The 13,908-nt window shown below is 65.1% G+C and carries 16 protein-coding genes; 6 read left to right on the top strand and 10 right to left on the bottom strand.

The genetic code is table 11. The features are described from left to right. Positions 1 to 3: 3 nt before the first annotated feature. From AC13GF_RS14340 to AC13GF_RS14320, 5 genes are all read right to left on the bottom strand, one after another. Positions 4 to 1,347: an LLM class flavin-dependent oxidoreductase gene (locus tag AC13GF_RS14340; protein WP_483005040.1), complete on the bottom strand. Its 1,344-nt coding sequence runs from the start codon at positions 1,345 to 1,347 to the stop codon at positions 4 to 6. Positions 1,348 to 1,365: 18 nt separating this feature from the next. Then, positions 1,366 to 2,343 carry an MsnO8 family LLM class oxidoreductase gene (locus tag AC13GF_RS14335; protein WP_483005039.1) on the bottom strand — a complete coding sequence of 326 codons (978 nt, stop codon included), beginning with the start codon at positions 2,341 to 2,343 and terminating at the stop codon, positions 1,366 to 1,368. Between the two features lie 14 nt (positions 2,344 to 2,357). Beyond that, positions 2,358 to 2,720 carry a DUF3088 family protein gene (locus AC13GF_RS14330; protein WP_032960011.1) on the bottom strand — a complete coding sequence of 121 codons (363 nt, stop codon included), beginning with the start codon at positions 2,718 to 2,720 and terminating at the stop codon, positions 2,358 to 2,360. A gap of 156 nt (positions 2,721 to 2,876) precedes the next feature. Further along, entirely contained in the window at positions 2,877 to 3,458 is a 582-nt protein-coding gene (msuE, locus tag AC13GF_RS14325) for an FMN reductase (protein WP_483005038.1), read from the bottom strand. 52 nt (positions 3,459 to 3,510) lie between these two features. Beyond that, positions 3,511 to 6,087 (bottom strand): TonB-dependent receptor plug domain-containing protein, encoded by a 2,577-nt coding sequence (locus AC13GF_RS14320; protein ID WP_483005037.1) that lies wholly within the window; start codon positions 6,085 to 6,087, stop codon positions 3,511 to 3,513. A 231-nt stretch (positions 6,088 to 6,318) separates the two neighbouring features. Between AC13GF_RS14320 and ftrA the strand changes: the two genes are divergently transcribed. Next, positions 6,319 to 7,320: a transcriptional regulator FtrA gene (ftrA, locus tag AC13GF_RS14315; RefSeq protein WP_483005036.1), complete on the top strand. Its 1,002-nt coding sequence runs from the start codon at positions 6,319 to 6,321 to the stop codon at positions 7,318 to 7,320. Positions 7,321 to 7,385: 65 nt separating this feature from the next. Here ftrA and AC13GF_RS14310 read toward each other — a convergent pair whose 3' ends face one another. Together AC13GF_RS14310 and AC13GF_RS14305 are read right to left on the bottom strand one after the other, a co-directional pair. Then, the gene (locus tag AC13GF_RS14310; protein ID WP_483005035.1) at positions 7,386 to 8,306 is read right to left on the bottom strand and encodes an NADP-dependent oxidoreductase; all 921 of its coding nucleotides are present in this window, start codon (positions 8,304 to 8,306) and stop codon (positions 7,386 to 7,388) included. 89 nt (positions 8,307 to 8,395) lie between these two features. After that, positions 8,396 to 8,731 carry a pirin-like C-terminal cupin domain-containing protein gene (locus AC13GF_RS14305; protein ID WP_483005034.1) on the bottom strand — a complete coding sequence of 112 codons (336 nt, stop codon included), beginning with the start codon at positions 8,729 to 8,731 and terminating at the stop codon, positions 8,396 to 8,398. A gap of 95 nt (positions 8,732 to 8,826) precedes the next feature. Between AC13GF_RS14305 and AC13GF_RS14300 the strand changes: the two genes are divergently transcribed. Continuing rightward, on the top strand, positions 8,827 to 9,231 hold the full coding sequence (locus AC13GF_RS14300; RefSeq protein ID WP_483005033.1) for a winged helix-turn-helix transcriptional regulator: 405 nt from the start codon (positions 8,827 to 8,829) through the stop codon (positions 9,229 to 9,231). A gap of 27 nt (positions 9,232 to 9,258) precedes the next feature. Here the strand turns inward: AC13GF_RS14300 and AC13GF_RS14295 are convergent, their stop codons facing one another. Beyond that, positions 9,259 to 9,783, bottom strand: coding sequence for a GNAT family N-acetyltransferase (locus AC13GF_RS14295; protein WP_483005032.1), 525 nt, complete (start codon positions 9,781 to 9,783; stop codon positions 9,259 to 9,261). Between the two features lie 165 nt (positions 9,784 to 9,948). On the opposite strand from AC13GF_RS14295, the gene AC13GF_RS14290 reads away from it, so the two are divergent. From AC13GF_RS14290 to AC13GF_RS14275, 4 genes are all read left to right on the top strand, one after another. Further along, complete coding sequence (locus AC13GF_RS14290; RefSeq protein WP_483005031.1) at positions 9,949 to 10,404, top strand: SRPBCC family protein; 456 nt, start codon at positions 9,949 to 9,951, stop codon at positions 10,402 to 10,404. A gap of 10 nt (positions 10,405 to 10,414) precedes the next feature. Then, the gene (locus AC13GF_RS14285; RefSeq protein ID WP_126930369.1) at positions 10,415 to 10,747 is read left to right on the top strand and encodes an ArsR/SmtB family transcription factor; all 333 of its coding nucleotides are present in this window, start codon (positions 10,415 to 10,417) and stop codon (positions 10,745 to 10,747) included. 2 nt (positions 10,748 to 10,749) lie between these two features. Continuing rightward, a complete protein-coding gene (locus AC13GF_RS14280; protein ID WP_483005030.1) occupies positions 10,750 to 11,217 on the top strand; it encodes an SRPBCC family protein in 468 nt (155 codons plus the stop codon). Positions 11,218 to 11,314: 97 nt separating this feature from the next. Continuing rightward, positions 11,315 to 12,079 carry a COG4705 family protein gene (locus AC13GF_RS14275; RefSeq protein ID WP_483005029.1) on the top strand — a complete coding sequence of 255 codons (765 nt, stop codon included), beginning with the start codon at positions 11,315 to 11,317 and terminating at the stop codon, positions 12,077 to 12,079. Here the strand turns inward: AC13GF_RS14275 and AC13GF_RS14270 are convergent. Both AC13GF_RS14270 and AC13GF_RS14265 read right to left on the bottom strand, forming a co-directional pair. Next, complete coding sequence (locus AC13GF_RS14270; RefSeq protein ID WP_483005028.1) at positions 12,076 to 12,858, bottom strand: 3-hydroxybutyrate dehydrogenase; 783 nt, start codon at positions 12,856 to 12,858, stop codon at positions 12,076 to 12,078. The two genes, AC13GF_RS14275 and AC13GF_RS14270, sit on opposite strands and share 4 nt — an antisense overlap. Positions 12,859 to 13,359: 501 nt before the next feature. Next, positions 13,360 to 13,905, bottom strand: coding sequence for a hypothetical protein (locus AC13GF_RS14265; RefSeq protein WP_414577698.1), 546 nt, complete (start codon positions 13,903 to 13,905; stop codon positions 13,360 to 13,362). Positions 13,906 to 13,908 lie beyond the last annotated feature (3 nt).

Below are 13,908 nucleotides of genomic sequence, written 5' to 3'. Positions count from 1 at the left end.
GCCCTACCCCGCCTTCCGCGCCGGTTCGGCATCGGTCGCATGGCGGCTGGCCTTGTACGGCAGGCCCAGATGCTCGCGCAGGGTCTGCCCTTCCAGCTCGCGCTGGTGGTAGCCGCGCGCCTGCAGGATCGGCAGCACCTGGGTCACGAAATCGTCCAGGCCTTCGCGCTGTGCGGCGAATCCAAGGATGAAGCCGTCGCTGGAACCGGCGTCGAACCAACGGATCAGCTCATCGGCCACGTGCTCCGGCGTACCGATGAAGTTCGGTCGTGGGCTCACGGCTTCCAATGCCACTTGGCGCAGGCTCAGGCCCTTCTCACGCGCATCCTGCTTGATGCGGTCGGTGGTGGAACGGAACGAGTTGCTGCCGATGTCACCCAGCTCCGGGAAGGGTGCGTCCGGGTCGTACTGGCTGAAATCATGGTGATCGAAGAAGCGGCCGAGATAGGCCAGCGCATCCTCCAGCGTGGCCAGTGCAGCGATCGCCTGGTACTTGGCTTCGGCCTCCTCGGCAGTACGGCCGACGATGGGGCCGATGCCCGGGAAGATCTTCACGTCATTGCCGCTGCGGCCGTGCGCAATCGCCGAGTTCTTCACCTTCTGGGTGAACGCGCGGGTTTCTTCCAGCGACGGCGAATGGGTGAACACCGCGTCGGCGTACTTGCCGGCCAACGCGATGCCATCATCGGAAGAACCCGCCTGGAAAATCACCGGCTGGCCCTGTGGCGAACGCTGGATGTTGAGCGGGCCTTCCACCTGGAAGAAGCGGCCCTTGTGGTCGAGTCGGCGGAATTTTTCTGGCGCAAAGAAGGTGCCGCTGTCGCGCTCGCGCACGAAGGCGTCGTCGTCCCAGGAATCCCACAGCCCCTGCACCACGTCCAGATACTCGTCGGCGATCTGGTAGCGCAGCGCGTGCTCCGGATGCGGCCGGCCATAGTTGCGACCCGAACCTTCCAACGGCGAGGTCACCACGTTCCAGCCGGCACGGCCGCCGCTGAGCAGATCCAGCGAGGCGAACTGGCGGGCCACGGTGAACGGGTCGCTGTAGGACGTGGACAGCGTACCGGCCAGGCCGATCTTCTTCGTTGCCGTGGCCAGCGCCGACAGCAACGAGATCGGCTCGAAACGGTTGAGGAAGTGCGGGATCGACTTCTCGTTGATGTACAGGCCGTCGGCCACGAAGCCGAAGGCGATGCCGTTGTCCTCGGCAGTGCGCGCAATGTCGATGTAGAACTGCAGGTTGACGCTGGCATCCGCTGGATTGGACGGGTGCTTCCAGGCATGCATGTGGCTGCCAGGGCCCTGCAGCATGATGCCGAACGGAATGTGGCGCGGGGTCGTGCTCATGGGAATCGCTCCTGCAGGTCAGGCCACCGCCGCGCGCGGCGCGGGCGACAGCAGTTCAAGGGATGTCAGGCGCGCGTCAAGGTCGGCCACCGGCGCGTCGAGAATGAACTCGCCCACGCCGAAGCGCCGGTGCAGCGCGTCCAGTTCGTCACGCACGTGCTGCGCATCACCGGACAACACGCTCGGGCGCGTTTCCTCGATGCGGAAGTCGGCCACGCCCACCTGCCGCGCGTACTCGGCAGCCGCCTCGGGGCTGGGCAGGTTCACCGCCTGCCCGGGACCGAGGTGCAGCTTGTAGACACGCAGCGCACCGATATGACGCGCTGCTGCTTCGGCAGTCGGCGCGGCGAAGGCTACCGTGGCCAACAGCGGTGGCTGCGAGGAGACGCTGCGGTAGGCGTCGAACGCGGCCTCGATGTGCTTCGGGTCGCCATCGAAGTGCGCGGCGTAGACGAAGCGCCAACCAAGCTCGGCGGCCTGCTGCGCACTCTGCGGGCTGGCACCGAGCAGGAAGCGCTCCGGTGCCTGCTGCGGAACCGGCCGCGCCAATGCCTCGGCTTCGGCACCGGACAGATAGCCCTCTAGGTCGCGCAGTTGCTGGTCGAAGTCGGCGAACGCCGGACGCCCGGCCGCCAGCGCGGCGGTCGAGGCCGGCAGGCCGCCGGGGGCCTTGCCCACGCCCAGATCCACCCGTCCTGGCGCCAATGCCGCCAGCAGGTTGAAGTTCTCCGCAACCTTGTACGGCGCGTAGTGGCGCAACATCACCCCGCCGCTGCCGATGCGGATGCGCCGGGTCTGCGCCAGCACCCAGGCCGCCAGCACTTCCGGTGCAGGGCTGGCCAACGTCGGTGCGGCATGGTGCTCGGCAAACCAGTACCGGTGGTAGCCGAGCTGTTCGGCGCGCTGCGCCAGCTGCAGGCTGTTGCGCAGCGCCTGCTCCGGCGAGGCACCTTCGGCCACCGGGCTTTTGTCCAGCACACTGATCAGGTAGCTCATGGTCGCGTCCTCGCTCAGGGGTGGGCCACGGGAATGCCGAGCAACCCGTTCAGTGCAGCCAGGATCGGTTCGGCACCGGAGATGTACTGGCGGTCCTGGTGCGCGCCGCTGGCCAGGTCGCTGCGCACGCCCTGTGGCAGCACCAGCTTCGGCAGCGACTGGTCCTGCTCGCCGATCTCGGCGATCACCTCGCGGCGCGGCCGCGCGAAACCGATGCGGCGCACGTCCAGCTGCGCGTCGAGGCCGTCGATGCTCGACAGGGCACCTTCCAGCAACAGGCTGTGCCGGCAGAAGAAGCGCTGGCCGGGAATCTGGCCGTCCTCGAACTCGCGGTCGAGCAGGAACAGGATGGGTTTGCTTGCTGCGTCGAGCGTCACTGGGGGGTCCTCATCTGTGCCGGCAATGCGATGCCGCTTCGATATCGATGCTAGAGATGCCAGCAGCTGCCATAGCGCTGCCTGGCGACAATCGGCGGTCAGATCCGGCCACGCAGATGCGCCTTGGCCATATGCAAAGCGCTGCCGGTTATGGCGTCAGGCGATGCGTCGAAGCGGCGCCGCTACCGCCAGCGCCTGCGTAGCCAGATGCCCGGCCGCACGCTCGGTCGCCAGCGCGATGCGGGCCTGCAACGCTGCACTGTTGATGTGCTCGCCATCGAAGTCGGCAGGCGTGGCATACACCCCGATCGGCAGCGTGTGCGCCTGCAGGAAGCTGAACAATGGCCGCAGCTGGTGATCGATCACCAGTGCATGGCGCTCACTGCCCCCGGTCGCCGCCAGCAGCACCGGCGTATCCACCAGCGCCTCCAGTTCGATGAAGTCGACCAGGTGCTTGAACAGCCCTGGATACGAACCACGGTGCACCGGTGCGGCCACCACCAGCAGCTCGGCGGCCTCGATGGTCTGCAGCGCCTGCTCCACCGCCGGTTCCACTTCATCCCGCGACAGCGACTGGCCCAGCGAGCGCGCGATCGGCGCCAGCTCCACCAGCTCCACGCTGGCATGCACGCGTAGCTGCAAAGACGCCAGCAGATGCCGCACTAGCAGCAACGTGCGCGATGTCGCCGAACTGGTCGGCGACCCCACCAATGCAACCACCTTCAATGCAGAAGACATGAACTGCTCCTCGATGATGCCGGACCACGTCCGGCCGCCTTTGGCGTGAACCTCAGAACCGGTAACTGACCCGCCCGTACCAATACGCACCGATGTTGCCCAGCACATCGCCGCTATCCCAGGTGGTCTCGATGCTGGCCACATCGGTGGCACTGCGCGCGTACTCGGGCACCTTGCGGGTGCGCTTGTCGAACACGTTGTTGATGCCCAGCGCCGCGCTCCAGCCGGCACCCAGTTCCACACCACCGGACAGGTTGGTCACCAGCACCGGCGGCTGCTTGTACTCCACGCCGTTGTTCAGGCGCTTGATCGGGCCGTAGTACGTGAAGTCCAGGTTCGAGCGCCAGCGCCCGTTCTGCCAGCCCAGCCCAGCCACCTGGGTGTAGCTGGGCGTGCGGAAGCGCAGCGCGTACTCGCTGGTCTTGGTCAGCAGGTTGATGTTCGGCAGCCCCTGCAGCGCCGCCGGAATGTCGCTGACCTTCTGGATGGTGGTGCGGCCGACGTTGGCCGCATAGCTCCAGCGCAGCTTGCCCCACGCGGTTTCCTGGTTGGCCTCCAGGGTCAGCTCCACACCGCGCGTACGCGTGTTGCCGACGTTGGTGAAGTAGCTGGCGTAGAACGCATCACCCGGCAGGATGCTGATGCCGGCCGATCCGAGCAGCGCATCGATGGTGTTCTTCTGCGCCGCACTAAGCACCGTGCCGCTGTTGTCGGTGACGCGTGCAGGATCCTGCGCGTTGTAGCCGATCTGGCTGGACTGGCCGAGCTGGCCACGGATGTCGATCTGGTACGCATCCACCGCCAGGTGGAACGCCGGGCTCGGGTCCCAGGTCACGCCCAGGCTGTAGTTGGTGGCCTTTTCCGGCTTCAGCGGCGTGGCACCCAGCGCGATCGCCGCCGGCGAAGACACCTGCGCCACCAGCGTGGTGCCGCACGGGCAGCTGCCGGTGGCCTGGTAGAACTGCGCGCCCAGGCTGGGGGCATGGAAGCCGTTGCTGACCGTGGCACGCACGCCCAGCGCGTCGGTGAAGTCGAAGCGCGTGGTCAGGCGGCCGGTGGAGACACTGCCGAAGTCGGAGTGGTCTTCCCAGCGCGCGGCCGCATCCAGGTACCAGCGCGAAGTGATGTTGGTGGCCGCACCCACGTACACCGCCTTGCTGTTGCGGGTAGCCTTCACCGCGTCCGCAGTGGAATAGCCGACGAAGGCCGCAGCACCAAAGCCGGTGTACGACTCCCACTGCCCTGCCCCACGCTCGTACTGTTCGTGCTGGTACTCGGCGCCCGCGCTCACTTCCAGCGGCGAAGCAAAGGCCGCCACCTCGAAGCCGCGGCGCAGGTCCAGGTTGGCGATGCCCTGCTGGTAGTCCAGCTTGCCGTCATAGAAGTCAGTGGGCGAACCGGGGTATGGCAGCGAGTAGTTCACCGAGTTGCGGGTATAGGTGCGTACCGTGCTGCGGTTGCCGGTCAGGCTGGCGTCGTAGTCCCAGCCAGCGATCTGCCCTTTCACACCGGCCGTACCGGTGTACTGCTTCTCCTTGGTCTCCAGCACCGGCAGGAAGCCATCGGGGAACACACTCAACACGCCGGGTGCCTTATAGGTAGTGAAGATGGTCGCCGGCAGGCGGAAGTTCTGGATCGCCTGCGCGGTGCGGTCACTGGCCGTGGCATTGGCGTAGAACTGCGCGCTTTCGCCCAGGCCATGACCCACATTCACCGCAAACGCCTTCAACGCATACGACGGCGAGCTGAGGATGGTGTTGGCTTCGGCATCGCGGTTGGCCTCGGCCGGGTTCGGCGATGCACCTGCCGGTAGCCGGTTGTTCGGCCGCAACGCCACCAGATTGCCGCTGGCATCCACCGCCGGGTAGCTCAGGTAGCCATCGATATAGCGGCGGGTGCGGATTGCATGATGCTGGCGGGTGGTCTCGCCAGACAGGTTGACGAAGCCATCCTGGCCCCACGGCAGGCCGACATTGGCGCGCACACTGGTACGCGAGCCATCGCCGTCGGTGCTCTGCCCGCTCTCCACCGACACATCGCCACCGTGGGCCTGCGATTTCAGGATCACGTTGACCACGCCGGTGATCGCGTCCGAACCATAGATCGCCGAAGCGCCATCGCGCAACACTTCCACATGGTCAATGGCCGAGACCGGTATCAGCGCCAGGTCGGCCCAGGCATGGCCCGGAAAGCCGCCACCGTTTGCGCCACTGACGTAGGCACTGGCATTACGGCGCTTTCCATTCACCAGCACCAGCGTGTAGCCCGGCGACAGGTTGCGCAGCTGGTAGCCGCGGATCAGGCTCTCCTGGTCGCTCTGGTAGCCGCCAATCTGGCTCAGCGACGGCAGGCTGCGCTGCAGCGCTTCCAGCAGGTTGCCCTGGCCGGTCGCGGCGAGGTCTTCGGCGGAGATCACATCGATGGGCGTGGAGCTGTTCTTCACCGTGCGCGTGCTGGTGCGCGAACCGGTCACCACCACCGCATCCAGCGTGGATGCTGCCACGTTGGCCGTCGCGGCGGTGGCAGCAGGATCCGCATCGGCTTCCGCCGCATGGCTGGGCGAAGCGACGAGGACGGCTGTGATCAGAACAGCGAGAGTGCTCAGGACAGGGGTGTGGGCGGCAGGCATGGGGGCTCGTGGGGGTGGGCCGGAAACACGCTTCCATTCAAGGGCCTGTTCACCCACGGCAACAGGCGGGATCACGTCACCCAACCGTCATATCCGGCCACCCACATGACCGCTGGTAATGACGTTAGGCAGCCCACACGCACGGGGTCGGAGCCCTCATATGCCCACCCGGTATCACCTCATGCCCGCGCACCACTCAGCGCCACGCACCACCACCCGTAGCATCAAGCCATGTCCAGCCCACCCGCCGATCCCACCGCGCCGCTCGTCGCCATCGTTGCCTGCCACGGCCAGGGGCTGTTCGAGTTCGGCTGTGCGGTCGGCCTGTTCGCGCCGGTGCGGCCGGAACTCGGCGTGGCCTGGTACCGCACCCAGTTGTGCGCCGGCGAACCCGGTGCGCTGCGCATGCTCGGTGGAACGCAGGTCCAACTCCCCTACGATCTCAGCAGCGTCGATGACGCCGACATCATCGTCATCCCCGGTTGGCGCGAACCCAGCGAGCGTCCGCCGCAGGCGCTGCTCAATGCACTGAACCGTGCCCACACACGCGGCGCGCGCATCGCCTCGATCTGCTCCGGTGCCTTCGTGCTGGCCTGGGCCGGGCTGCTCGATGGCCGCCAGGCCACCACCCACTGGCGCCTCACCGAGGCGCTCGCACGCGAGTTCCCACGCATCGATGTGCGCGAAGACGCGCTGTATGTGGATACCGGCAGCATCATCACCTCGGCCGGCTCGGCCACCGGCATGGACATGATGCTGCACATGGTGCGCAAGGACTACGGCGCACGTGTAGCCAACCTGGTGGCCGAACGGCTGGTACTGGCGCCATGGCGTGATGCCGAACGCAGCCAGCGCGTCAGCCGCGCCATTCCCCATGGCGAGCCCACGCGCCTGGCAAAGCTGATGGAATGGATGCGCCGCAACTTGCGCGAGCCGCACTCGCTGGGCAGCCTCGCCGAGCAGGCCGCGCTCAGCCAGCGCACCCTGCAGCGGCAGTTCCTGGAAGCCACCGGCCTGTCACCCATCGACTGGCTCATCCGCGAGCGCGTGGCCTTTGCCCGCGAGCTGCTGGAAACCACTGACCGGCCGCTGCAGTGGATTGCAGAACAGGCCGGCTTTGGTTCGCAGGAATCGTTCCGTCGGCACTTCCGCGGTCAGGTTGCTGCAAGTCCTACCGAGTACCGCAGCCAGCATCGCGGCGGTATCGCAGCCGATCGCCTGGTTGGCTGCTGATACCAGGTCCACTCGACCCTCCTACCTCATCCCAGACACTCCCGGGACACAGCAGCAGCCGATCGTCATTGCGGCAACAGAAGCACCGATTTGCCTCGGGTATGGCCCTTGAGGATATCGTCGTAGGCCTTCGCGGCATCATCGAAGGCGTAGGTGCGGCTCACGCTCCAGCGCAACGTGCCATCGGCCACACCGGCAACCACCCGGCGCAGCTCCTCGACATCGCGGGACACCCAGATCGGGAAGACCCTCGCCGAGGTGATCGGCTTCCCGGCGATCGTCGCGATCTGGCCATCGGCACGCACCAGCGCCAGCGACACGGAGGTCGCCTCCTGGGTCCCCGCCATATCGACCGAGGCATCGAACGGCGTCGGATGCACTGCACGGATGCGATCGGCAAGTCCAGGGCCGTAGGCCACCGCAATCGCGCCGAGCTCGGCGAGATAGGCAAGGTTGTCTTCCGACGATGTGGCAACCACCGTTACCCCAGCCTGTCGCGCAAGCTGCACGGTGATTGAACCTACGCCACCCGATCCACCATGGATGAGCAGAGCGCTTCCCGGCACGAGCTTCAATGTCGACAGGATCGTCGAGGCCGTCTGGCTTGCGCCCGCCAGCGATCCTGCGACCTCCCATGTCATGGCCGCCGGCTTCACGATCAGGTTCGCGGATGGAACCAGGATGTGGGTGGCATGGGTGAATCCTGCGCCCGAACCCAGGACTTCCGTGCCCACCGGAAAGCCCGGCGCCGCCGCGCCCACCGCGCGCACAACGCCGGCGAACTCAGTGCCGAACGCCAATGGCAGTGCTGAGTGACGGACTTCACCGGTCATGCGCCGGGCATCGATGGGGTTGATCCCAGCGGCCCTGACTTCGATCAGGACCTCGCCTACGCTTGGCTTGGGCATCTTCGCAGTCAAGCGTTCAACCACACTGGCATTGCCGTACTGGCGCGCCACGAACATCGTGAATTGGGACGGAAGCATTTCTTCAGGAACTCCGGGACTGTGGGGGATGGTGCGGTGCGAATGGAGGCCGCCGCTGTGCTTCAGGGAACCACTGTCAGCTCACAACGTCAGGTGGATGGTGTGTGGGAGCGGACGGGATAATCGCGCTCGGCTTCCGTCGAGGCAGCAGGCGCCAGCGACGAGAATCGCCCCACCGTTTTCGGATGTACCGGGCCATCTTCCTGCCAGGGCCATCCGCCGAACTGCGTTGCGGAAAAATCTGCATGGGCCTGTCGCAGGCCCGCTTCGTCATTCATCACGAATGGGTCACTGGCGACCACCGGCTCAGCAATGGGCTGCTCTTGCATGAGGAGGATTTCCAACAGCGTCTGGTCACGGTTGGCAACGGCGTTGCCCCTCCTTGGGCGCGACAGACTTGCAACATCCAGCACAACCGAACTCATCGGAAACCCTCGCCTGACAGACTGACGTGCGCACTAACAAAATGTGCGTACGAGCATGGTAGGGTCCATTTTTCAACGTACAAGACGGCACATTCATGGGCGGAACACACACCGGTGTTCGTACTGGCATCGCGCATGGCAGCGGCGTCTGTCCAGCGATCACCGACACGTTGTCGCGCATCGGCGACAAATGGACGGTGCTGATCGTCGGCACCCTGCGTGATGGGCCGATGCGCTACAGCGAACTGGGCCGCGCCATCGGCGGCATCTCACAACGCATGTTGACCTTGACGCTCAAGGGGCTGGAGCGCGACGGGCTTGTCAGCAGAACGGTCTATCCATCTGTGCCGCCGCGCGTGGACTATGAGCTCACCGAGCTCGGCCGTCTGCTGCTCGCGCCCCTGCATGCGCTCTTTCAATGGGCGGTCGCATATCAGCCCACGATGCTGGAAGCGCGGGAGCGCTACGACAACAAATCGGGGGCGACGTCCTCGCAATGATCAGGAGTCGTAACCTTGGCTGGTCGTTCAGAGCTGCCGGCCCAGCAGCATGCGCGGCCAGCCGTCCACGTTGAAAGGCGCGATGCGCGTATAGCCACAGGACTCGTAGAAACGCACCAGATCACCGCTGCCACCGGCATAGCAGTCCACGCGCAGATGATCGAGACCGGCAACGCGCGCCTGCTCATCGGCAAACACCATCAAGCGACGACCAATGCCGCGCACGCGAGGATCGCGTGAGGCCACCAGCACCCGCACGTACAGCTCCGGCCCGGTGGGCGCTGGTACATAGGGCATCGACTCGCCCAGCGTCAGGAACGCGCGCACGTGGCCGTGCTCGTCCTGCGCCACCCACGCTCCCGGCAGGGCACACGCCTCGGTCACCTGGGCAATCCGGCGCGGCATCGTTGACCACGGCTCGCTGCCCCATTGCTGCAGATTGCCGATCGACACGAACCACGCAATGACTTCGTCGAAGAGCGTCAGCACCGCAGGCGCATCGGCCACGCTGGCGCGGCGGATGTTCAAGGTGTCCTTTCCAGCTTCAGTCATGCATGCACTCCCTGACGTCCCGTAGATCCAGTAGTGCCAGGCCATGCCTGGCAGGCGCCCAGTGTATTGATCCAGTCCCCCGGACACCGAACTTGACATGCAGGTATTTGCCTGCACATAGTTCACTCGACGGCGGCGCCTGTCCGCCCACGCGAGGAACCTGCAATGGTGGATATCGCACACAGGGTCGGCATCAAGGCCCCTGCAAGCCAGGTGTACCAAGCCCTGGCCACCCCCGAAGGCGTCGCCGCCTGGTGGGCCGAAGACACCCATGGCGACCGCGAAGCCGGCGGCACGGTCAAGGTCCGCTTCACCAACAACGGTGAGGAAATCGGCGCCATGCAGATGAAGCTGGAGCAGCTCGTTCCCGGCCAGCTGGTGCTCTGGCAGTTCCTCGCCGGACCTGCCGAATGGATCGGCACCCACGCGCGCTTCACGCTGAAGCAGGAAGGCGACTACTGCATTGTCCTGTTCACCCACGAAGGCTGGAAGGAGCGTGTCGAGTTCACCTCCCACTGCAGTACCAAGTGGGCGGTGTTCCTGATGAGCCTGAAGGCGCTGCTGGAGACCGGCAAGGGGCAGCCCAACCCACACGACGTCAGGATCGACAACTGGAACTGAAGACATCCCCATGGCGGTAGACAACGTGCGCGACGCAGACAAGGTATTCAAGGCACTGGCCGATCCCACGCGCCGGACGCTGCTGGATCTGCTCTGCGAACACAACGGGCAGACGCTCGGCCAGTTGTGCGAGCACCTGGACATGGCCCGGCAATCGGTCACCCAGCACCTGGGCCTGCTGGAAGACGCCAACCTGATCAGCACCGTGCGCCGTGGCCGCGAGAAGCTGCACTTCATCAACCCGGTGCCGCTGCATGAAGTCTATGAGCGCTGGGTACGCAAGTTCGAGCAGCAGCGCCTGAGCCTGCTGCATGACCTGAAACGAGAACTGGAAGGAGAATGACGATGTCCGCAGAGTCCACCCGCTTCATCCACGTGATCTATATCGCCTCCACACCGCAGAAGGTGTTCGAGGCCATCACCCGGCCCGAGATCGCCAGCCGCTACTGGGGCCACGAGAACGTCTCGGACTGGAAACCCGGCTCGCGCTGGCAGCACGTGCGCGCCAACGAAACGCGCTCGGTCGAACTGGTCGGCGAAGTGGTGGAAAGCACCCCGCCCTCGCGGCTGGTCATCACCTGGGCCGCCGTCTCGCAGGCAGACAATCCAGATGCCTACAGCCGGGTCACCTTCGACATCGTGCCCTACCAGGACATGGTGCGCCTGACCGTCACTCACGACGAACTGGAACCCGGCAGCGGCATGGATACCGGCATCCGCCAGGGCTGGCCGATCGTGCTGTCGAGCCTGAAGTCGTTGTTGGAGACGGGCAAGGGGCTGGATGTGTTTGCGAAGCCGAGTGCTACCAGCTGAATCGCGGCATTCGGTTGACACAGAACGAAGACTGCTACGACCGCGTTCCGACGCGCGCACCGACACGATCGCCCACAGGCATCCCTGACGACGTTCGATGAGTGCTTCAGACGCAGACTCCCTGCACAGCAAAGTGGCGGCGGTCACCCTCGGCTTCTGGGTGATGAAGATCGCCGCCACCACCCTCGGCGAGACCGCGGGCGACCTGCTGTCGATGACGCTCAACCTGGGTTACGTGGCCAGCTCGGCCATCCTGCTGGCGATCTTCGCCGGCCTGTTGGCCCTGCAGCTGTCTGCGCAGCGCTTCCACCCGGTGCTGTTCTGGTCGGTGGTACTGGCGACCAGCACTGCCGGCACCACCATGTCGGACCTGATCGACCGCACGCTCGGCCTGGGCTACGCCACCGGCGCCAGCCTGCTGGCCGGTTGCCTGGCGCTGGTGCTGCTGACTTGGCGCATGTCGGAGAAGTCGATCTCGGTCAGCAACATCGCATCGCGCCGCGCCGAGGGCTTCTACTGGACCGCCGTGCTGTTCTCCAACACATTGGGTACGGCGCTGGGCGACTTCCTGGCCGACGATTCCGGGCTGGGCTTCACCGGCGGCGCACTGCTGATCGGCAGCCTCATCGCGCTCACCGCACTAGCCAGCCGCATCAAGGGCATCAACCGGGTCATCCTGTTCTGGATCGCCTTCGTGCTCACCCGCCCGTTCGGCGCCACCTTCGGCGATCTGCTCACCAAGCCGCTGGAAAAGGGCGGGCTGGGCTTCGGCACAGTCGGCTCGTCGCTGGTGCTGTTCACCATCCTTGCCACGCTGGTGGCGCTGCCGATGATGAAGCGTAAGGCACAGCCGGCCAGCTAGCGCGCGGTCCAGCCCCCATCCACCGGCAGCGCCGTGCCGGTAATCTGCGCCGCCGCGTCCGAGGCCAGGAATACCACCATCTCGCCCAGCTGATCGGGCGTCACGAACTGCAACGAGGGCTGCTTCTCAGCCAGCAACGCGCGCGCAGCGGTCTCCTGATCCGTGCCCTCGCGCTCTGCCAAGGCGGTGATCTGCTGCTCAACCAGCGCCGTCCGCACCCAGCCCGGGCAGATCGCATTGGCGGTGATGCCGGTGCCCGCATTCTCCAGCGCGGTCACCTTGGTGAAGCCCACCACGCCATGCTTGGCCGCCACATAGGCCGACTTGTTCACCGAGCCCACCAGCCCATGCACAGAGGCGATGTTGATGATGCGGCCGGCGCCCTGCTGCTTCATGTGCGGCAAGGCCGCCGCCGTTGCGTGGAACACCGCCGAGAGATTCAGTGCCAGGATCGCATCCCACTTCTCGACCGGGAACTCCTCGATCGATGCTGTGTGCTGGATGCCCGCGTTGTTCACCAGGATGTCGATGCGACCCATCGTCGCGACAGCGTGGGCGATCAGACCGCGCACTGCTTCACCTCGTGAAAGGTCGGCGCCGTCATGGGCCACGCGCACGCCGAACTCGGCTTCCAGTTTGGAACGGATGCGTTCGATTTCCGCCGCATCACCGAAGCCATTCAGAACGATGTCGGCACCTTGCCGCGCCAAGGCGGTGGCGATGCCAAGACCGATACCACTGGTGGATCCGGTAACTACCGCGACCTTTCCAGAGAACATGGGCGAGCTTCCATCGGGCGTAGGTGGTCAGTGTAGCTTCACCGGTGCCCCCTTTAAGCGACGCTACCTTGGTCAATCAACGGTTAGAACGCGTTGGGCATCCGCCGAGGGAAGTGTCCAGCGTTCATTCAAAACGGACGGTACACCTCAGAGGGGGCGCAGCCGTGGCCTGCTGGCGATACTGTCCGACTCCCACAAGGGCAATGCATCCATGCTTTGCCCAGCGGATCGAACACGTCCGAAAATAGCTTCTGCGGCCGTTCTACTCCCCCCACCTCCAACCGGGCGGAGCGCCTTTCATCCAGCAGATAAGGACAAGGACCAACACTACGGCCCACGTGTAGAGCTGAAACGCGATGGGCTCGCGAAATGGAGAGAACAGAAACGGACCTGCCAGCAGCAGGCCGAATGCGACTGCGTACACAAGCCAGCCCTGCCACGCGCACGGCATCCCCCAACCCCATCCGTACTTTTTCCTGGTAAACCAGTACTTCCTGCTGATCATTGCAATCTTCCTCGATGGCCGCCGGTCTCACGTACCTGATCCATGCATGCTTTGAGCTGTTCGTGAAGACGTCGGTCCAGAATCAAGTCAGTATCCCCTCTGGCTTTGACGAGAACAGAGCTACGGTCCGTGCGCAGCACGAAGACGTTGCGACCGCTGTGCATGCGGAACTTGCCAAGCTCAACGCCACCGGTGCTCGTTCCAAGTTGCCGGTGAGGCAGCGTGATCCTTGAAGCATCGGAAGCGTCCTGCCACGAGACACTGGAAAGCGGGAGCTGCAGTCGGACAAACGCTGCTGACCCAATCAGCTGGCCATCTGTAACGGCGATGTACGCTGTCCGCGCTTGATATACGAGGCCAAAGGCAACTACGACAACAACGGCCAGCGCCGAGCCGAGCGCAATATTCCTGGCTGGCACCCCGCCAGAGCGGGGTGCCAGCCATACTGCGATCAGAACCACGGCTGCTGCCACGCATATGCCGAGAGGAAGCGCATAGGCATGAATCAGGGAGACGTCCAGCGTGGATCGGCACATCATCATGAA

The organism is Stenotrophomonas sp. 22LJNL06-5-1 (genome assembly GCF_056861455.1).
The sequence above is the reverse complement of the archived record's forward strand: the minus strand, read 5'-3'. Positions and strand labels throughout refer to the sequence as shown.